Source organism: Leisingera caerulea DSM 24564 (assembly GCF_000473325.1).
GTDB lineage: Bacteria > Pseudomonadota > Alphaproteobacteria > Rhodobacterales > Rhodobacteraceae > Leisingera > Leisingera caerulea.
In genome coordinates, this window is sequence record NZ_KI421514.1 from 293,196 (window position 1) to 311,372 (window position 18,177).

Annotated in this window: 19 protein-coding genes; 10 read left to right on the forward strand and 9 right to left on the reverse strand. The window is 64.6% G+C overall.

Translation table 11 applies throughout. The features are described from left to right. Positions 1-8 precede the first annotated feature (8 nt). Positions 9-1,211 (forward strand): pyridoxal phosphate-dependent aminotransferase, encoded by a 1,203-nt coding sequence (locus tag CAER_RS0125990; protein ID WP_027238114.1) that lies wholly within the window; start codon positions 9-11, stop codon positions 1,209-1,211. 14 nt (positions 1,212-1,225) lie between these two features. Continuing rightward, positions 1,226-1,639 carry a hypothetical protein gene (locus tag CAER_RS0125995; protein WP_027238115.1) on the forward strand — a complete coding sequence of 138 codons (414 nt, stop codon included), beginning with the start codon at positions 1,226-1,228 and terminating at the stop codon, positions 1,637-1,639. A 21-nt stretch (positions 1,640-1,660) separates the two neighbouring features. Here CAER_RS0125995 and CAER_RS0126000 read toward each other — a convergent pair whose 3' ends face one another. Then, complete coding sequence (locus CAER_RS0126000) at positions 1,661-2,425, reverse strand: hypothetical protein (protein WP_027238116.1); 765 nt, start codon at positions 2,423-2,425, stop codon at positions 1,661-1,663. Positions 2,426-2,603: 178 nt separating this feature from the next. On the opposite strand from CAER_RS0126000, the gene CAER_RS0126005 reads away from it, so the two are divergent. Continuing rightward, entirely contained in the window at positions 2,604-2,966 is a 363-nt protein-coding gene (locus tag CAER_RS0126005) for a PRC-barrel domain-containing protein (RefSeq protein WP_027238117.1), read from the forward strand. Between the two features lie 24 nt (positions 2,967-2,990). On the opposite strand, the gene CAER_RS0126010 is transcribed toward CAER_RS0126005, so the two are convergent. Then, complete coding sequence (locus tag CAER_RS0126010) at positions 2,991-3,434, reverse strand: nucleoside deaminase (protein ID WP_027238118.1); 444 nt, start codon at positions 3,432-3,434, stop codon at positions 2,991-2,993. A gap of 175 nt (positions 3,435-3,609) precedes the next feature. Here CAER_RS0126010 and CAER_RS0126015 point away from each other — a divergent pair, with 175 nt between their 5' ends. After that, positions 3,610-3,978: a DUF1428 domain-containing protein gene (locus CAER_RS0126015; RefSeq protein WP_036798033.1), complete on the forward strand. Its 369-nt coding sequence runs from the start codon at positions 3,610-3,612 to the stop codon at positions 3,976-3,978. A 25-nt stretch (positions 3,979-4,003) separates the two neighbouring features. Here CAER_RS0126015 and CAER_RS0126020 read toward each other — a convergent pair whose 3' ends face one another. Further along, the gene (locus tag CAER_RS0126020; protein WP_051357892.1) at positions 4,004-5,386 is read right to left on the reverse strand and encodes an MATE family efflux transporter; all 1,383 of its coding nucleotides are present in this window, start codon (positions 5,384-5,386) and stop codon (positions 4,004-4,006) included. A 118-nt stretch (positions 5,387-5,504) separates the two neighbouring features. On the opposite strand from CAER_RS0126020, the gene CAER_RS0126025 reads away from it, so the two are divergent. Next, the gene (locus CAER_RS0126025) at positions 5,505-6,155 is read left to right on the forward strand and encodes a TIGR02453 family protein (protein WP_027238121.1); all 651 of its coding nucleotides are present in this window, start codon (positions 5,505-5,507) and stop codon (positions 6,153-6,155) included. Between the two features lie 3 nt (positions 6,156-6,158). Here CAER_RS0126025 and CAER_RS0126030 read toward each other — a convergent pair whose 3' ends face one another. The 6 genes from CAER_RS0126030 to CAER_RS0126055 all read right to left on the reverse strand — a co-directional run bounded on the left by CAER_RS0126030 (position 6,159) and on the right by CAER_RS0126055 (position 11,834). After that, the gene (locus tag CAER_RS0126030) at positions 6,159-7,073 is read right to left on the reverse strand and encodes a nickel/cobalt transporter (protein ID WP_027238122.1); all 915 of its coding nucleotides are present in this window, start codon (positions 7,071-7,073) and stop codon (positions 6,159-6,161) included. 1 nt (position 7,074) lies between these two features. After that, entirely contained in the window at positions 7,075-7,710 is a 636-nt protein-coding gene (locus CAER_RS0126035; protein WP_027238123.1) for a DUF1007 family protein, read from the reverse strand. Between the two features lie 63 nt (positions 7,711-7,773). Then, positions 7,774-8,715, reverse strand: a complete 942-nt coding sequence (ppk2, locus tag CAER_RS0126040) for a polyphosphate kinase 2 (RefSeq protein ID WP_027238124.1) — start codon at positions 8,713-8,715, stop codon at positions 7,774-7,776. A 181-nt stretch (positions 8,716-8,896) separates the two neighbouring features. Then, the gene (locus CAER_RS0126045; RefSeq protein ID WP_027238125.1) at positions 8,897-9,505 is read right to left on the reverse strand and encodes a carboxymuconolactone decarboxylase family protein; all 609 of its coding nucleotides are present in this window, start codon (positions 9,503-9,505) and stop codon (positions 8,897-8,899) included. 369 nt (positions 9,506-9,874) lie between these two features. Then, positions 9,875-11,290 (reverse strand): pyridoxal phosphate-dependent decarboxylase family protein, encoded by a 1,416-nt coding sequence (locus CAER_RS0126050; RefSeq protein ID WP_027238126.1) that lies wholly within the window; start codon positions 11,288-11,290, stop codon positions 9,875-9,877. A gap of 169 nt (positions 11,291-11,459) precedes the next feature. Continuing rightward, the gene (locus tag CAER_RS0126055; protein WP_154667866.1) at positions 11,460-11,834 is read right to left on the reverse strand and encodes a hypothetical protein; all 375 of its coding nucleotides are present in this window, start codon (positions 11,832-11,834) and stop codon (positions 11,460-11,462) included. A 212-nt stretch (positions 11,835-12,046) separates the two neighbouring features. On the opposite strand from CAER_RS0126055, the gene parE reads away from it, so the two are divergent. The 5 genes from parE (at position 12,047) to CAER_RS0126080 (ending at position 18,053) form a co-directional block, all read left to right on the forward strand. Continuing rightward, a complete protein-coding gene (gene parE, locus CAER_RS0126060; protein WP_027238128.1) occupies positions 12,047-14,005 on the forward strand; it encodes a DNA topoisomerase IV subunit B in 1,959 nt (652 codons plus the stop codon). Further along, positions 14,002-14,793 carry an NYN domain-containing protein gene (locus CAER_RS0126065; protein WP_027238129.1) on the forward strand — a complete coding sequence of 264 codons (792 nt, stop codon included), beginning with the start codon at positions 14,002-14,004 and terminating at the stop codon, positions 14,791-14,793. The genes parE and CAER_RS0126065 overlap by 4 nt, the downstream gene beginning before the upstream one ends. Before the next feature lie 1,115 nt (positions 14,794-15,908). Next, positions 15,909-16,670 (forward strand): hypothetical protein, encoded by a 762-nt coding sequence (locus CAER_RS0126070; protein WP_027238130.1) that lies wholly within the window; start codon positions 15,909-15,911, stop codon positions 16,668-16,670. Between the two features lie 30 nt (positions 16,671-16,700). Then, complete coding sequence (locus tag CAER_RS0126075) at positions 16,701-17,357, forward strand: DNA-3-methyladenine glycosylase I (RefSeq protein WP_027238131.1); 657 nt, start codon at positions 16,701-16,703, stop codon at positions 17,355-17,357. Positions 17,358-17,372: 15 nt separating this feature from the next. Next, the gene (locus tag CAER_RS0126080) at positions 17,373-18,053 is read left to right on the forward strand and encodes a hypothetical protein (RefSeq protein WP_027238132.1); all 681 of its coding nucleotides are present in this window, start codon (positions 17,373-17,375) and stop codon (positions 18,051-18,053) included. Positions 18,054-18,177: the final 124 nt, after the last annotated feature.

The window sequence follows — 18,177 nt, forward strand, 5'->3', positions numbered from 1 at the left end:
CGCAGACCATGTCTTTCCTGTCCGAGACCTTATCCCGCGTCAAACCGTCACCGACCATCGCAATGACGGCCAAGGCCGCCGAACTGAAGGCTGCCGGACGCGATGTCATCGGCCTCAGCGCCGGCGAGCCGGACTTTGACACGCCGCAGAACATCAAGGACGCAGCCGTCGCCGCCATCGCTGCGGGCAAAACCAAATACACCGCCCCCGACGGCATCCCGGAGCTGAAGCAGGCGGTCTGCGCAAAAATGAAGCGCGACCACGGGCTCGACTACACCCCGGCCCAGGTTTCCGTCGGCACCGGCGGCAAGCAGACGCTGTACAATGCGCTGATGGCCACCCTGAACGAAGGCGACGAGGTGGTGATTCCCGCGCCTTACTGGGTCTCCTACCCCGACATGGTGCTGCTGGCCGGCGGCACGCCGGTGATTGCCGAAACATCACTGCAGACCAATTTCAAACTGACCGCCGATCAGCTGGAAGCGGCAATCACCCCGAACACCAAATGGTTCATCTTCAACTCCCCCTCCAACCCAACCGGCGCGGGCTACAGCCGGGCGGAACTGAAGGAGCTGACAGACGTTCTGATGCGCCACCCGCATGTCTGGGTGATGACCGACGACATGTATGAACACCTCGCCTATGACGGGTTTGAGTTCTGCACGCCGGCCCAGGTGGAGCCGCGGCTTTATGACCGCACCCTGACCTGCAATGGCGTCTCCAAGGCCTATGCTATGACCGGCTGGCGCATCGGCTATGCCGCAGGCCCGGAGAAACTGATCGCAGCGATGCGCAAGGTGCAGTCGCAGTCCACCTCCAACCCCTGTTCGGTCAGCCAATGGGCCGCGGTGGAGGCGCTCGATGGCACTCAGGACTTCCTGGCCCCGAACAATGAGATGTTCGTCCGCCGCCGCGATCTGGTGGTCTCGATGCTGAATGACATCGACGGCATCTCCTGCCCTACGCCGGAGGGCGCGTTCTACGTCTACCCCTCCATCGCCGGGCTGATCGGCAAGACCACCCCCGCGGGCAAACGCATTGAAACGGATGAGGATTTTGCCACCGCCCTTCTGGAAGAGGCGGACGTCGCCGTGGTCTTCGGCGCCGCCTTCGGCCTGTCGCCGAACTTCCGCGTCAGCTACGCCACCTCTGACGCAGCACTGGAAGAGGCCTGCCGCCGCATCCAGAAATTCTGCGCTGCGCTGACGTAAACAGGAGACCAGGCATGAGCGCAGATCTGCCGGAGTATTATTTCCGCGTCCGTGAAAACGGCGCTTTTGTCTTCCGCGTCGATACCGAGAACCGCCAGCGGCGGATCGAGATGGACCAGATCGCCGTTGTGAACATCCGCAACGGCGAGATCAAACCGCACGGCCAGCGCCAGCTCAGCGATCAGGACATGGCCGAGATCAAGTCGTGGATGGCGGCCCGCACCGCCACCCTCGCCGCCCGCGATACCGACGACATTCACCGGGCCATCGACCATCTGAACCTGACCGCCCACTGGGCCAACAGCCGCGCCACGGATGAGCAACTGGAAGACGTCACCGACGCCCTGCTGCTGGCAATGCACGACCTGCGAAGCGTGCTGGTGCGCAAGAAGGCCGACCGGCTGATCAAGGCCCGAGGCGGCGCATAAGCCATCCGGCGCGCGGCCGGTTCAGCCGCAGAACAGCGAGCGCACCGTATAAGACCGGAACCGCGCCGGCGGCCGCTGCCCGACCCGGCTCTCCAGCCCCGAAGCACGCGGCGGCAGCAGCGGGTTGCCCAGCAGAAACAGGCTGCGCTGCCACTGCTCCAGCGGCGTTCCGGCCCGCGGCCCGCCCAGTTGCAGCCGCCACTGCAGATGCAATATGCCCCGTGACCGCGCATCGCCGCCCAAATGGAACTGGCGCAAGGGCTGCGCGCGCCCTGGCAGCAGCTCCGGCGCCTCCAGGCTGGCGATCTGGCAGATGTACTGCGCCTTCACCGCCGCTTGCAGGCCGCCGCCCGGCGGCTCCCGCGACAGGGTCACCACATGGCCGCCTTTGATACCGGCCCCGCGGATGGCAAATTCCAGCGGATACGGCAGCTCAAACCGCTGCGTTTGCGCCCCCGGCCCGAACAGCCGCTCCTCGCCCTGCCAGCGCTTGCCGCTGGCAAAGCGCAGCACATAGCGCCCCGGCGGCACCAGCACCTTGAAGAACTTGCCGCCCTCGATATAGGCCCCCAAAGCCGCCGCGCCGGTTCCCGCATCGCTGAGGATGAGGTAATAATCCGCCCCCGCCGGCGTCCTGACCTGCAGCGGAAACACCGCGGGCAGCCCGGTGCGGTTCCACATCAGCCCGGCCCGCGGCGGCGCTGCCATCAGTGCCAGCGGCACAAGGCAGGCCAGCAGCACGGCCAGCAGCCGGCCTGCGCCTTTTTCAGCACATCTGAATGTCATCGCAGCCTCCTTACCGCCACTGCTGCGCGGCTGCTGCCAGACTAACACAAATGCCGCGCGGCCAGCGCAGCCGCCCTGCAAACCCTGCGGTTTCTGCCCCCGGCCAGACCGCCCCGCCGGAACAATCAGCCAGCCGGGACGTTGGTTTTCCATCCACACGAGAAACAGGAGCAAGACCATGCAACAGGCTCAACACGGCTCTGGCGGCAGCCTCGTCTCGACAAATGAGATCACCGGCACCGCGGTCTACGGCGAAACCGGCGAAAAAGCCGGTACCATTGACCACCTGATGATCGACAAGACGTCGGGCAAGGCAGCCTATGCAATCATGACATTCGGCGGCTTCCTGGGCCTTGGCGAACAGGAATTCGTCATTCCCTGGGGTGCACTTTCATACGACAGCGGCCTGGACGGGTACCGCACCAGCATTACCCCGGACCAGCTGGAAAGCGCCCCGGCCCAGTACGAGGGCTGGCACCGTGACCGCAAGCACGAGGAAAGCATCTACGACCATTACCACGTACCCTATTACTGGTTCTGATCGCCCAGCCCCAGCCCGGCGCCCCTATTCGGCGATGTCCTCCGCCCACAGCTCCGGCTTTTCGCGGATGAACCGCTGCATTAGCGCGATGCAGTCCGGGTCCTCGGCAATCACCACCTCGACCCCGCGGGAGCGCAGGAACTCTTCGTTGCCGCCGAAATTCTGCGCGTCGCCGATCACCACCCGCGGGATACCGAACTGCACGATGGTGCCGCTGCACATCATGCAAGGCGACAGCGAGGTGTACAGCACCGTATCGCGATAGGACGCCTGCCGCCCCGCCTTGCGCAGCGCATCCATCTCGCCGTGGGCAATCGGGTCGCCCTTCTGCACCCGCTGGTTGCGCCCCTGCGCCACCACCTGGCCGCCCCGCGCCAGCACCGATCCGATCGGGCAGCCGCCCTCATCAAATCCCGCCTTGGCTTCTTCATAGGCGATCCGCAGCAGGCGCTTGTCGTCGTCGGTCATCATGGGCAATGGGCCTTCCGGTTGCAAAATCAGACTGTTCAAAGACCCTGCCCCCAGCGCAGATGGCGGTCAACCCTGCCCCGCGCTCCTCAGCAAGAGGCTGGAGTGAAACGCCTCCCCATGCCACACTCGCCAAGGCCGGGGGCTGCCCGGGCCAAGCCTTGGGAGGGCCGCCATGTATGTCGCCGGATTCGTGATCCCCGTCCCCGAAGAAAACTTCGAGGCGTACAAGGCCTGGGCCCAAGCCAGCGCCGAACTGTTCCGCGAATACGGCTGTCTGGAGATCGTCGACTCCTGGGAGGACAACGTGCCGGACGGCCAGCACACCGATTTCCGCCGCGCCGTTGCCGCCCGTAAGGGGGAGCGCATCGTCCTCTCCTGGCAGGTCTGGCCCAGCCGGAAGGAGATGGAGGAGGCCGAAGCCCGGATCGCCAAAGACACCCGGTTCGACATCCCGGTCGAAATCCCCTTTGACCACCGCCGCCTGATCCTGGGCGCGTTCTCTCCCATTCACACAATGGGCCGCAGCACCGCCGGGGGCTGAGACGCAGGGAACAGCGCCGCCCGGCTTACGCGGCCTGCAAACCCACCCGTTTGATCGACTTGCCCCAGAACCGCCGCATCAGGAACAGCCCTGCCGCCGACAGGCCCGCAACCAGTCCCATCCAGACACCGACGCCGCCCCAGCCGAGCACAAACCCCATGACATAAGAGGCCGGGATGCCCACCGCCCAATAGCTGAGCGCGGCAATCACCATCGGCACGCCGGTGTCCTGCACGCCCCGCAACAGGCCCAGCGCAATCGCCTGCATCCCGTCCATCATCTGAAACAGCGCCGCCGCCGCCAAGAGGCCCGCACCGATCAGCAGGATCTGATCCTTCTGCGGGTCGGCCGAATCCAGGAACAGCGACATCAGCGGGCCGGGAATGGTCAGGAACAGGGTGATCCCCACCACTGAAACCCCCAGCGACATCGCCGTCACCACCTTGCCGCCGCGCGCCATATGCGCCCGGTCGCCGCGCCCGAAGGCGTTTCCTGCCCGGATGGTGGCGGCATTGGACAGCCCCAGGTGCACCATGAACGTCAGCCCCGCCAGCGAGATCGCAATCCCATGCGCCGCCAGCGGCACCGTGCCCAGCCACCCCATCATCATCGCCGAGGCCGCAAACAGGCTGCTCTCGCTCAGCGTGGTGAGGCCAATCGGAGTGCCCATCCGGAACACCCGGCCCAGCATCTCCCAGTCGGGGCGCTGGAAATTCTTCAGCAGCTCATGCTCCGGCAGCGCCTTCAGCGCATAGGCCAGCACCAGAACAAAGGACACCCCGTTGGTCACCAGGGACGCAATCGCCGCCCCGGTTATGCCCAGCTCCGGCGCGCCCCAGTTGCCGAAAATCAGCGCATAGTTCACCAGCGCATTCAGCACCGCGCCGATCACCGACAGCCACAGCACGATCTGGGTCCGCTCCAGCGCCGCCAGATAGGATTTGGCCACCATGTACAGAAGCGCAGGGAAAATCGCCCAGCCGGCAATCCGCAGATACGCCGCCGCCGCATACGCCACCTCCGGCTCCTGCCCCAGCAGCAGCAGGATCGGCTCGGACCACCACAGCAAGGGCATCGCCAGCGCGCCATAGGCCAGCGACAGCCACAGCCCCATGCGGGTGGACCGGCGGATCTGCCGCTCCTCGCCCGCGCCGGCCGCCGCCGCCACCATCGGCATCACCGCAAAGGCAAATCCGGACCCCAACAGGAAGATCGAGAAGAAATAGGTCGCGCCCAGCGTTACCGCCGCCAGCTCCTCCACCCCGTACCAGCCCAGCATCACCGTATCGGTCAGGCCGATGGCAAACTGCGCCACATGGCCGCCGATCAGCGGCAGGCCAAGAACGGCAATCGCCCGGGCATGGCCGCCCGGTGACATTTCGGTGTGTCTGGTGGTTAACGTGCTCATAATGCCAGCCTTAGGCCCGCCGGACGGTTCCGGCAAGAGCAGAGTCTCCTTGCCCCCCGTACAGGCCCATGTTGGTATTCTGCACAGACCGCCCCACCGCTTGCAGGAGCCTTTTCAAATGACCAACCCCTTTGCGCAGCTGATCCCCGACGCCCGCGCCTTTCTGACGGAGCTGTCGCAGAACAACAGCCGCGACTGGTTCACTGCGCACAAGGACCGCTATGAGGCGCAGCTCAAATCCCCCGCCCTGCTGCTGCTGGACGAGGTCGCGCAGGCAATCACCAAACGGACCGGTGTGCAGGCCGTGCCCAGGCTGTTCCGCCCCCAGCGCGACATCCGGTTTTCCAAAGACAAGACGCCCTACAAGACCCATCTGCACATGATGTGGACGGTCAATGGCGCGGGCTGCGCGCTGTTCTTCGGCATCGACCCCGGCTCCTGCACCACCGGCGGCGGCATCATGAACTTCACCAAGCCGCAGATCCCCCTTTGGCGCGAGGCGGTGGACGGTGAAACCGGGGACGAGGCCGCAGCCCTGGTGGATATCCTCGCGCTCAAGGGTTTTGCCACGAATGAACCCGAGCTGAAGCGCGTCCCCGCCCCCTATGGCAAGGCGCACCCCCACGGCCACCTGCTGCAGCGCAAGTCCCTCACCTTCTGGCATGAGATGAGCCCGCGCGAACAGGCCGCTCCGATGGCAGCACTGATGTCCGCCTATCTGACGCTGGAGCCGATGTTCACTCTGCTGCAGGAGGCGCTGGAGGCGTAACCGTCACAGCGCCCGCAGCATGATCTGGCTGGCCAGCACGGCCACCACCCCGCCCGCCAGGATCTCCAGCACCGCGGCTGCGCGCAGGGCGCCGGTGCCCTGCATCTGCGCCAGCGTCCCCTTGCGCATGGTGACGGCAGCAACAGCCACGGCAACGGTGACAGTGGCCGTCCCTAAACCCATGGCAAAGGCTCCGGCGATCCCGGACCACAGCACGCCCATGCGCCAAGTCAGCAGCAGCAGGAACACCGCGCCGGTGCAGGGACGCAGCGCCACCGCGCCCACAATCGCCAGCGCATCACGCAGCGAATGGACATTGGCCGCTTCCTCCGCCGTCGGCCCGTGCCGGTGCCCGCAGGAGGCGCAGACCTCCCCGGTCTCATCATGGTGGTGGTGATGGTCATCAGCGCCATGTGCGCCAGCCCGGCTGCCCAGCAGCCGCCGCAGGCCCCGCGCCAGCAGCCACAGGCCCACCAGCGCAATCAGCCCATAGGACAGCGGCGCCAGCACATCCTCGGCCGCGCTGGTCAGCTGCTCGCGGCCCCAGTCCAGCAGCATCAGCCCGCCCGCGACCAGCAGCACTGCCGTCGCCGCCTGCGCCAAAGAGGACGCCAGCGCCAGCCCGGCCAGCCGCAGCAAGGGCACAGGCTTGCCCATGCCATAGCCGCCGATCACCAGCTTGCCATGCCCCGGCCCCGCGGCGTGGAAAAACCCGTAGGCAAAGCACAGGGACAAAAGCGCCGTCAGCGCCCCCGGCTCGCCCGCACGCAAGGCCCGCAGCCCCCGCGCCATCGCGTTCTGTGCCTCCCGCTGGCCTTCAGCAGCCCAAACCGCAATGGTCCCTGCGCCGCCAAAGCCCCATAGCCAGACCGCCAAGACCGCCACGCCCAGCGCCGCTATCGTTAATAAAATCTTCACCTTACGCGCCGCAGCTCAACCGCACGGTATCGGCAAAGGCCTCGCCCACCTCCGGATAAGCCTCCTCCGCCTGACCGGCCGGCATCGCATACAGAAGCTCCTCCACCTTGGTGTACGCCGCGTCCAGGTTTGGCGGTGTCACCTCGCCAGTGCAGCCGCCGGTGACCTCCAGCCCGCCTGTCAGCGTGTAGGCGGTGTAATAGGTCGGATCAAAGGCCTTGATCACCACACCGTCCGCCGCCTGCGGCTCTGCCAGCACCCGCCGGTGCCGGGTGGTGATGCGCCCGTCCGCCACTTCGGTGGCCAGATGCACCGGCGCCCCCAGCGCCAGCGCTTCACCCGCGCGGGTCAGATAGGTGTCGCCCTGAAACCCCTCAGTCCAGGCCATGTCGAAGCCTTGCAGCTTTGACAGCTCATCCGCCGTCAGCGCGCCATCAAAATCGCCATCCAGCCCCCGGTCCTCAAAGATCAGCAGCGAATAGAACTCGTCATAGGCCCAGGTGATTTCGACCGCTTCCAGCTGGCCGGTGTCCGAGACAATCACCTTCATGGCAGTATCGACAAAGATATGCGGATGCGACCCGGCATCCTGCGGGGCCAGCACTGCGGCGGCAAGCAAGGGAACAATACGCTTCATGGCTCAAAGCTTTACGCGCCCGGCTGCAGCCCCGCAACCGCAGGGCCGCGCCGCAGGCAAGGATCAGCGCGCCCGGGTCTCGGGATGCAGCGCCTTGCCCAGGATGTGGTCGGACTGATGGATCACGTGATGCGCCTGCCCGACAATCAGCGGATCCGGCGCCTGCACAATCGCCGGGTCCTTGCCCGGATAGTCGAGCGACGCCAGGAAGTGCCGCATGCAGTTCAGCCGCGCCCGCTTCTTGCAGTTCGACTTGATCACCGTCCAGGGCGCATCCGCGGTATCGGTGTAAAAGAACATCGCCTCCTTGGCCTCGGTGTAGTCATCCCACTTGCCCAGGGACGCCTTGTCGATCGGCGACAGCTTCCACTGCTTCAGCGGGTCGGTCTCGCGCGAGTCGAACCGCCGCTTCTGCTCTTCCTGGGTGACCGAGAACCAGTATTTGTAAAGCCGGATGCCCGAGCGCACCAGCATCCGCTCGAACTCCGGCGCCTGGCGCATGAACTCCAGATACTCGTAAGGCTCGCAAAAGCTCATCACCCGCTCGACGCCTGCGCGGTTGTACCAGGAGCGGTCATAGAACACGATCTCGCCGCTGGTCGGCAGATGCTGCACATAGCGCTGGAAATACCATTGCCCGCGCTCCTCGTCCGAGGGTTTGTTCAGCGCAACCACCCGGGCCGAGCGCGGGTTCAGGTGCTCGGTGAACCGCTTGATGGTGCCGCCCTTGCCCGCCGCATCGCGACCCTCGAACAGCATCACGAACTTTTCCCCGGTCTCCTGCGCCCACAGCTGCACCTTCAAAAGCTCCGCCTGCAGCCGCGCCTTCTCCGCCTCATAGGCCCGGCGCGCCATCTTGCGCGGGTAAGGATACTCGCCGCTTTCAAAGGCCCGCCGGATATCCTCCGCGCTTGGCGCCCGCGGCGCGGCCGGCACCGGCTCCTGCACTGTCCCTACCGCTGTCCCTGCGGCGCTGTTCACAATCTTCTCTGCTGCGGCGTCCATAAAAAACTCCCTCTTCCAATCTGCGCCGCAACCATACCGCCGCCGCCGCCGCCCTGCCCTGACCTGCATCAAAAGATATGCGGTTTGCACATCAAAAGCGGCCCCCCGGGCCGCTTGATCCGCTTCATCTGGCTGCAAATATCACGGGGTGAGGCCCGCAGGGGCCGAGGGGCAGCGCCCCTCAGGTGTGGCCCCAGTCGTCCGGGTTCTCGGAATTGTTCGGGCTCAGCCCCAGCACATCCCCCTTGGTGGAGCACCCAAGCCCCAGCACCGTCCGGTTGGCATAGGCGAAATAGGCGGTCACCTGATTGATCTCCAGGATCTCCCCATCCTCGAACCCCGCCTCCCGCAGCGCCTCGATATCCGCCGCGGTCACGCTGGCGGGTTCCTCCGTCAGCATCCGCGCATACCCCATCGCCAGCACCTGCGCAGGCTCCAGCGGCGCCGCCTCCGGCTCGCGCGCCTCGATCGCCGCCCGGATCGCTTGCCCGCGCGCCTCGTCCCCCAACAGCCGCTGCAAGCCCGCAAAGTGATGCTCGACGCAATAGGCGCAGTCGTTCAAGGACGACACCCACACCCCCAGCACCTCCAAAAACCACTTCGGCACCTTGTTGCCCGTATGGTGCAGAACGTTCTTGTACAGCGCCATATGGCCTTCCATCGAATGCGGCCGCAGGGAATGCACCATCATGATGTTGTCGACATTGCCGCCCGGCCCGGTCACCCGCTCATAGAGTTTCTTCAGCTTGCCGGTTGCCTCTTCAAACGGAACGGTCCTGATCCAGGCCATGTCTCTCTCCCTGACTGTTTGGCCGGGAGAGTAGCGGCTGCCAACGGCAATGGAAGGAAAAACGGAGCGTCAGATCCCACCTGGCCTTGGGACGTGAGGCGCCGGCCGCACGGCCCGCGCCTGACCTTCCCCCGGAAGTTCACGCCGGTTCCTGCAGGGACAAATAGTCCGGGGGGACTGTTTGAGGCGTGGACGGGCGGAGCCCCTCGCAACCAACCGCGCAAATCAAAGAACGGTACTGGCAGAATTTCTCTTGGGACGTGAGGCGTCAGCCGCACGGCCCGCGCCTGACCTTCCCCCCGGGAAGGCGCTTCACGCCTCCCCAAGGTCAGGCGCTGGCCTTGTGTCGCGGCGTGTTAACAGCATGCCTTATTCCGCCGCTTCCCGCGCCACCGCCGCAATGGCCGCCCGCACGTCCGCCTCGCGGCTGCGGTGGTTGGTGATCGCGGCGCGCAGCATCACCCGGCCGCCTGCCCGGGTGGTCGAGAACACCGCCTCGCCGCTTTCCTGCAGGGTCTGGGCAATGCGGGCATTCACCTCCGACTGCGCCTCCCGCGGCAGATCGCTGCGCGCAGTGAACACACAGACATTCGACACCACCGGCGCCCCCAGCGCCATGCCGGGCTGCGCCTCCACCTCAGCGGCCATAAACGCCGCCAATTCGCAATTGCCGGTGATCGCCTCCGAAAACGCCGCTTCGCCATAGGTCTCCAGCGCCGTCCAGACCTTCAGCGCCCGGTTGCCGCGGCTCAGGTCGATGCCGTAATCGCAGAACCACGGCTCGCCGCCCGCCAGCCCGCGCTCAGCGCCCTCCAGATACGCAGGCCGCGCCGCAAAGGCTGCCCTGTGCTCTTCCTCGTTGCGCAGCAGCGCCATGCCGCAGTCATAGCCCACATACATCCACTTGTGGAAATCCAGCGCGATGCTGTCTGCCCGCCCGATGCCGTCGGACAGCGACCGGAAAGGCTCTGCCGCGATCCGCGTCCAGGCGCCAAAGGCCCCGTCCACATGCAGCCACAGCCCCAGCGACGCCGCCGCATCCGCCAAGGCGTTCAGATCATCAAACAGCCCCAGGTCCACCGTGCCGGCATTGCCCACCACGAGGAAGGGCACCGCGCCTGCAGCCTTGTCTTCGGCCACCATCGCCGCCAGCGCGCTGCAATCCATGCACCCATCCGCCAACGGCACCTTGCGCAGGTTGTCCGAGCCGATGCCCAGAAGCTCCACCGCCTTCAGCGTCGCATTATGCACGCCCTCGCCCGCATAGGCGGTCAGCCGCACATCGCCCTGCCCCTGTTTGCGCAAATCCTTCAAGACCCGCAGCCGCGCCGCCTGAAAGGCAATCACCGTCGCCTGCGAGGTGCCCGTCACCAGAATGCCGCTGGCCCCCTCCGGCATCCCCATCTTGCGGCGGGTCCAGTCGACCACCGCGCGCTCCATGTAATTCGCGCCGTGGTCGCGCCCGCCCATGTTAGCATTGACCGCCGCCGCGGCCACGCTGCTGATCAGGTCCGAGGCCAGCCCCGACCCCTGCACCCAGCCCCAGAACCGCGGATGGGTATTGCCGCCATGATAGGGCAGCACATCGCGGATGATCCGGTCCACCGCCGCCTGCGGCCCCAGCGCCTCCGCCGTCACCGCATAACGCGCATCAATGTCGTCCGGCACCGGCTGCCAGGGGCGCTCCGCAGCCTGCTGCATCTGGTCCAGCGCCGCCTCCAGCATCCGCTGTGCTTCCGCCCGGAACGCCGCCCAGTCCTGCGTCTTGATCCCCTTCTCAGCCACCCGCGCGCCCTCCTCATGCCCTTCGCTGGCAGAGGTCTAACGCGCAGCCCCTTGCGCCGCACGGAAAATATCGACGCACCCGGATAACCGCAGGCGCGCTTCGAAAAATCCGAAACTCAGATCTGGGCCGAAACGGCGGAACGCCGTAGAATATGCGGCTGCGGCGGCGTCAGAACGCCTTGCCTGGCCTGATTTCGGAATACTGCTTCTTGCGCTTCGTAGTGCCGAAAACCTGATAGAAGCTCTGCTCGTCGATCTTCTCGAAACCGATACACTCGGCGCCTCCAAACATCTTCAGCTCATAACAAATGCGCCCTCTGGACCTCAACTTGTAGGTGGTGGTCTCAGTTTGACCTTCCCATATCACATCCATGGTCCCGTCAGGTTTGACATACATCGCCCCCTCGTTGTTCTTGCCCAACGGATATGTGTTGCCGGTCAGCAGCTTCCTTACTTCTTTCTTTGAAAAGGATGGACCGGCTGCAGCTGGCAGTGCCAGTGAAACTGCAACTAGAAATACGGAAATTGCCCGTGCAAACTGCATGGCTCCCTCCCTTGAGTTACTGGTAAAAGATGAATGGTTAACAGACCGGCATCTTACCACAGTTGCACTTTCCTTTCAAAGAAGTAGCCCTGCGGTTGACAGGCTGCCCGCCCCAGCGCCTTATCCACAGCCCCGAGCCCCCCTCTTCCACCCGGCTGCGACACCTGCCATAATGGCCGCCAATCAACACCAAGGAAGAGCAGTTCCCGCACATGGCCGACGACCTCCTCAGCACGCCTGCAGCCGATACCTATGACGCCTCCTCCATCGAGGTTCTGGAAGGCCTCGAACCGGTCCGCCAGCGCCCCGGCATGTATATCGGCGGCACCGATGAGCGCGCGCTGCACCACATGGTGGCAGAGATCCTCGACAACTCCATGGACGAGGCCGTCGCGGGCCACGCCAACCGCATCGAGGTGACACTGCACGCGGACTATTCCGTCACCATCTCCGACAACGGCCGCGGCATCCCGATCGACCCGCACCCCAAGTTCCCCGACAAATCCGCGCTGGAGGTGATCCTCTGCACCCTGCACGCGGGCGGCAAGTTCTCCGGCAAGGCCTACCAGACCTCCGGCGGCCTGCACGGCGTCGGCTCCTCTGTGGTGAACGCGCTGTCGGACTCGATGGTCGTGCAAGTTGCCAAGAACAAGGAACTGTTCGAACAGCGCTTTTCCCGCGGCCTGCCGCTTGGCCCGGTTGAGAAGATCGGCGCCGCCCCCAACAAGCGCGGCACCTTCGTGACCTTCCACGCCGATGAGCAGATCTTCGGCTCCCACCGCTTCAAGCCCAAGCGCCTGTTCACCCTGGTGCGCTCCAAGGCGTATCTGTTCTCCGGCGTCGAAATCCGCTGGAAATCCGAAATCGACGACAATGAGACCCCGACCGAGGCCACCTTCCACTTCCCCGGCGGCCTCAAGGACTACCTGACAGAGGTGCTTGGCAAATCCTCCGTCTACGCAGAGGCGCCCTTTGCCGGCAAGGTGGAGTTCCGCGAGAAATTCAACGCGCCGGGCTATGTCGAATGGGCGATCAACTGGACGCCTTCGCGCGACGGTTTCACCCAGTCCTACTGCAACACCGTCCCCACGCCCGAGGGCGGCACCCATGTGGCGGGCTTCTGGGCCGCGATTCTCAAGGGCATCAAGGCCTATGGCGAGCTGGTGGGCAACAAGAAGGCCGGCAATATCACCCGCGACGACCTGATGACGGGCGGCTGCGCGCTGGTGTCCTGCTTCATCGCCGACCCGGCATTCGTCGGCCAGACCAAGGACCGCCTGTCGACCGAGGCCGCCAACAAGATGGTGGAAAACTCGGTCCGCGACCATTTCGACAACTGGCTCGCCGCCGACACCAAATCCGCGGGCGCCATCCTCGACTTCCTGATCCTGCGCGCCGAGGAACGCCTGCGCCGCAAGCAGGAGAAAGAGACCCAGCGCAAGTCCGCCACCAAGAAGCTGCGCCTGCCCGGCAAGCTCACCGACTGCACCGCCAAGAACCGCGCCGGCACCGAACTGTTCATCGTCGAGGGCGACTCCGCGGGCGGCTCCGGCAAGGGCGCGCGCAACCGCGAAAACCAGGCGCTGCTGCCCCTCAAGGGCAAGATCCTGAACGTCCTTGGCGCGGCCTCCAATAAACTGGGTTCAAACGCCGAAATCAACGACCTCTGCGAGGCGCTTGGCGTCGGCCTCGGCACCAAGTTCAACCTCGACGATCTGCGTTATGACAAGATCATCATCATGACCGACGCGGACGTCGACGGCGCCCATATCGCCTCGCTGCTGATGACCTTCTTCTTCACCCAGATGCGCCCGCTGATCGACAACGGCCACCTCTACCTCGCCTGCCCGCCGCTTTTCCGCCTGACCCAGGGCGCGCGCCGCGTCTACTGCCTGGACGAGGCCGAGCGCGACCACTGGCTGGAAAAGGGCCTGGGCGGCAAGGGCAAGATCGACGTCTCCCGCTTCAAGGGTCTTGGCGAAATGGACGCCAAGGACCTGAAGGAGACCACGATGGACCCCAAGACCCGCAAGCTGATCCGCGTCACCATCGACGAGGACGAGCCCGGCGAGACCGGCGACCTGGTCGAGCGCCTGATGGGCAAGAAACCCGAGCTCCGCTTCCAGTATATCCAGGAAAACGCGAAGTTCGTGGAGGAGCTGGATGTTTGAATCTTAGAAAACTCGAACGGCTTCAGCAGACTCTTGAAGTTGACCAACATCGACTACCGCACTTTGCTTTTGTGGATGCTGACAACATGCACAAAAGCTTTTCGAGCTGGCTGGACAATTTCAAGGTCCCGTCAGAACAAAAGAAATACTTCTCTTTTCCCAAGCTTTTCACGGCTCACCGATTTGATCGAGTTTATTTTTATTCAGCTGTTGAGGACATGAACAACCTCCCAGACTGGCTGGAAGAGATACGATCTCAAGATGGCTTTGTTTTGAAGCTAGGAACGCTCACAAAGAAAGGTAAGCAAATCAAACAAGAGGGTGTTGACGTCAAACTGGCGATTGACGCAACAAGATTTGCTTACACTTCGACAATGCGCTCTTGCACTCTATTCGGTGCGGACGGCGACTTTATCCCTTTAGTTGAGGCTGTCAGCGACGCCGGCTGCAAAGTCAACATTGTCTCTTTCAATGACCCGAAGAAAGGCAGAGTTGCACCATTACTACAAGCCGAGGCTGATACTTACACGAGAATAAACGGCCCTTGGCTATATTTTGCCAACACGTTTTCGTCTTCAGTCAATCAGCGCATGGAACGTTACCACGATTTCCGGCGATGCCCTGAAAAAACTTTCGAGTTTGTTCACGATCAGAAAATTGAAATCGCAAGACTGGGCGGCGAATATGTTGCCCAGATAGGACCAGACGCTCCAAGTAGTATGTATGGGGCCAGCAATATCGAACAGTTAATCACTTGGGTAAAAATGCACTACGCTCCTAGAGGGTAACAGTAAAATCTTACTTTCGCTCACTCAAAACCCGGTTCACACTTATTTTGCGTTTGATACTATTTTCAATCTCGTAGCACGCTTTCTTGCCACCCTCCAGTGACTCAAGGCCCGCGCCTGACCTTGGGAGGGCGCGAAGCGCCTTCCCGGGGGGAGTGAAGGCCGTCTCGGAAACGCTCCGGGGGAGCGTTTCAGGCCTGAACGGGCGGAGCCCAAGGCGCGTTTTCCTGCACAGGTCATGCACCACAAGGCCCGCGCCTGACCTTGGGGAGGCGTGAAGCGCCTTCCCGGGGGGAAGGTCAGGCGCGGGCCGTGCCGCTGCGCACCACGCCCCAAAGGCACACACCGCCACCGTCACGTTCCAAAGCACCGGCACCAGCGAAGGGCTCCGCCCGTCCACGTCTCAAACAGTCCCCGGACTGTTTGTCCCTGTGGGAACCGGCGTGAACTCCCGAAGGTAAGGCCACACACAGGCCCTACCGCTGCGCGCCACGCCCCAAGGGGGCACACCGCGCCCCTATTCACCTTTGCAAAATACTCCCGCCGGAGGCATCCCACGATAGGTCTGCACCTGCCTGGGCGGGCGCGAATGCGCCTGTCCGTTTTGCCGGAGGCAAACCTCCGGTTTGACGGGCAGGCAGGCGCAGACCGGGCCGCAAGCGACCCGGTCAAGACGGCTCGCACCCGTTGCGCCAAACCCCAATCCACCGCACGCCCCGCTTGCGCGCCCTTAACCCCGCTCTGCCATACTCCAATGCGTCGCGACACCGGTGCGGGCTGACACCCCGCACCACCAGGAGATACGGGAACCCCCAAGACCACATCTTCATCGGGTGCAGGGGGTCTCCGCAAAACGAGAGCTTTCGAGCGGACATGGGGGCTTGCGACCCCCGCCGGCCCTCCGCCATCTGGCGGCGCCGCCACCTCTTAACCGGCCAGCACGACACGGCCAAGCAGCATAACGGCCCACCGGCCCCAGACAGCCAGCCACCGGACAGGGATGCCCTCCCGCCCGGCCGAACCCGCGCATCCGGTGACAGCTTCGTGAGGGCTGTTGCCTGAAACCCCTGTCCGTTCCTAAGGTTAGGCCAGGCATTCACAGCACGGGAACGGTCATGAGCTTCATCGCGGACAACCAGCTGCCCCTGCTGATCCTGTTCTTCCTCACCGGCCTCATCGGCACCGCCTTTCTGTTCCGCAAACCCGCAGGCCACCGCGCCTGGAAACTGGCGGACCTCGTCTGGGTGGTCTTGGGCGGCTTCGGCGCGCTGGTGGCGGTGATCTCCGGCATTTACGCCGCCGACAGCTCCAAGCTCGAACGCCAGATCGACATCGCCTATGCCGCCACCGCGGCCTTCGACCGTGACGCCGCCCGCTTCCGCCTGCGCTTCTGCGACCCCGCCTATGACGCCGACATCGCGGTGCTGTGCGAAAAGGTCGAATTCCTGTCGGCTTCCACTGCGGGCAACGCCGAACTGCCGCTGTTCATCGCGGTCACCGATGAAGTCGCGCCCCTGCAGGGCCTCAGCTTCCTGTTCGGCAGCCGCAGCGGGATGGAGGAGATGTCGGAAATGGAAGCCCAGGCCAGCGCCTTTGACCCCGCGGCGTTTCTGGTTTTCACCTCGCTCGACGAACCCGCCCAGGCCGCGGTCGACAACATGCGCCGCAAGGTGCCCGCCATCGCCGGCGACTACCTGATCATCGCGCGGGCCTATGACGACCTCATCGCCCATGTGTCCAAGCTCAAGGACGAGTGGGAATACCTGCAGGACAACGCCCATATCCTGGTCTTGCAGATCATCGCGCTGTGCCTGGTCAGCTTCGCCGCCCCCTTCCGCCTCGGCAAATCCATTGTCGAGCTGCGCCGCCCCCGCTAACCTGACCGGACCGCCAACAGGACCCCGCCCATGCGCAGCTTTGACGAGATCCACGCCATTTCCGCAGACCGCCACGGCGGGCCGGAGGCGCTGGAGGCAAAGCTCAGCAAACCCGATCCCGATGTGACGGAGCTGCCCGAGGACCGCTGGCTGTCCGTGATGACCAAATGCATCTTCCAGGCGGGCTTCAACTGGAAAGTGATCGAGGCGAAATGGGACGGCTTCGAGGAGGTCTTCCACGGCTTCGACCCCGGCGCCTGCGCCTTCATGAGCGAGGATGAATTCGACCGGATCCTCAGCGACACCCGCGTGGTCCGCAACGGCGCCAAACTGGCCACAGTGCGCGCAAACGCCGCCTTCCTGATGGAACTCCGCGACCAGGGCGGCGCAGGCCAGGTGCTGGGCGGCTGGCCCTCCGCCGACTACACCGGTCTTTTGGAGATGCTCAAGAAACGCGGCAGCCGTCTGGGCGGCAACACCGGCCAATACGCCATGCGCTTTGCCGGCCGCGACAGCTTCATCCTCAGCCAGGACGTCACCGCCCGGCTGATCGCCGAGGGTGTGATCGACAAGCCCGCCGCCTCCAAAACCGCGCTGAAAGCGGTGCAGGCGGCCTTCAACGAATGGATGCAGCAGTCGGGCCGCTCGCTCACCGAAATCAGCCGCGTGCTGGCGCTGAGCTGCTGAGCTGAGGCGATGCCCATGATCCGCTGCCTGCTCCTCGCGCTCCTGCTCCTCGCCGCCTGCGGCCGCCCGCTGACAGAGACAGAGCGCGCCTATCTGGGCACCCTGCACGGGACCAGCCTGAACCCGGACAGGGTCCGCGTCGTGGACGGCGCCCCCCTGGGGCCTGTCACCCTGCGCCGCACCCCGCGGCCCCGCGTCACCTGCCGCGAGCGCATCCTGCCCCCGGTCAGGGACGAGATCATCACCACCAAACCCGCCGCCGTCGCCCTGTTCAACCGGATCTTCTTCACCCGGGAGTGGTACGTGGACAACTACCTGCCGGAATACCCGCAGCGGCTGCACCTGGTGGAGGCGATGCTGCTGGCGCATGAGGCCACCCACGTCTGGCAATGGCAGAACCGCGGCCGCACAGGGTATTCCCCGCTGCGGGCAGCGGCAGAGCACGGCCCGGACCGCGACCCCTACCTGTTCGACCTGGAGGGGGAGGCCGACTACCTCGCCTACGGATTTGAACAGCAAGGCGCAATCATGGAGGAATACGTCTGCTGCCGCGCCCTGGCCCCGCAAGCCGCGCGCACCAGACGGCTGCACAGCATGCTGGCCGCCGCGATGCCGGTCAGCCCGCTGCCGCAAAGCCGCGAAAGCGATGTCTACCTGCCGTGGAAGGGGGCAGAGCTGGACGGCATCTGCAATTGACCCGCCGTTTTCCGCCGCGGAAAACGGCTAAGACAATCGGTTTTTGTGGCCGGAATCCAGGCCGGATTCCGGCGCCGCGCCGCAACGTTGCACTTGTCTTACCACCAGGGTTGCGGCCACAACT

Coding starts and splice junctions, on each gene's coding strand:
- CAER_RS0125990 (WP_027238114.1), top strand. CDS start 9: ATGTCTTTCCTGTCCGAGACCTTATCCCGCGTCAAACCGTCACCGACC.
- CAER_RS0125995 (WP_027238115.1), top strand. CDS start 1,226: ATGAGCGCAGATCTGCCGGAGTATTATTTCCGCGTCCGTGAAAACGGC.
- CAER_RS0126000 (WP_027238116.1), bottom strand. CDS start 2,425: ATGACATTCAGATGTGCTGAAAAAGGCGCAGGCCGGCTGCTGGCCGTG.
- CAER_RS0126005 (WP_027238117.1), top strand. CDS start 2,604: ATGCAACAGGCTCAACACGGCTCTGGCGGCAGCCTCGTCTCGACAAAT.
- CAER_RS0126010 (WP_027238118.1), bottom strand. CDS start 3,434: ATGACCGACGACGACAAGCGCCTGCTGCGGATCGCCTATGAAGAAGCC.
- CAER_RS0126015 (WP_036798033.1), top strand. CDS start 3,610: ATGTATGTCGCCGGATTCGTGATCCCCGTCCCCGAAGAAAACTTCGAG.
- CAER_RS0126020 (WP_051357892.1), bottom strand. CDS start 5,386: ATGAGCACGTTAACCACCAGACACACCGAAATGTCACCGGGCGGCCAT.
- CAER_RS0126025 (WP_027238121.1), top strand. CDS start 5,505: ATGACCAACCCCTTTGCGCAGCTGATCCCCGACGCCCGCGCCTTTCTG.
- CAER_RS0126035 (WP_027238123.1), bottom strand. CDS start 7,710: ATGAAGCGTATTGTTCCCTTGCTTGCCGCCGCAGTGCTGGCCCCGCAG.
- ppk2 (WP_027238124.1), bottom strand. CDS start 8,715: ATGGACGCCGCAGCAGAGAAGATTGTGAACAGCGCCGCAGGGACAGCG.
- CAER_RS0126045 (WP_027238125.1), bottom strand. CDS start 9,505: ATGGCCTGGATCAGGACCGTTCCGTTTGAAGAGGCAACCGGCAAGCTG.
- CAER_RS0126055 (WP_154667866.1), bottom strand. CDS start 11,834: ATGCAGTTTGCACGGGCAATTTCCGTATTTCTAGTTGCAGTTTCACTG.
- parE (WP_027238128.1), top strand. CDS start 12,047: ATGGCCGACGACCTCCTCAGCACGCCTGCAGCCGATACCTATGACGCC.
- CAER_RS0126070 (WP_027238130.1), top strand. CDS start 15,909: ATGAGCTTCATCGCGGACAACCAGCTGCCCCTGCTGATCCTGTTCTTC.
- CAER_RS0126075 (WP_027238131.1), top strand. CDS start 16,701: ATGCGCAGCTTTGACGAGATCCACGCCATTTCCGCAGACCGCCACGGC.
- CAER_RS0126080 (WP_027238132.1), top strand. CDS start 17,373: ATGATCCGCTGCCTGCTCCTCGCGCTCCTGCTCCTCGCCGCCTGCGGC.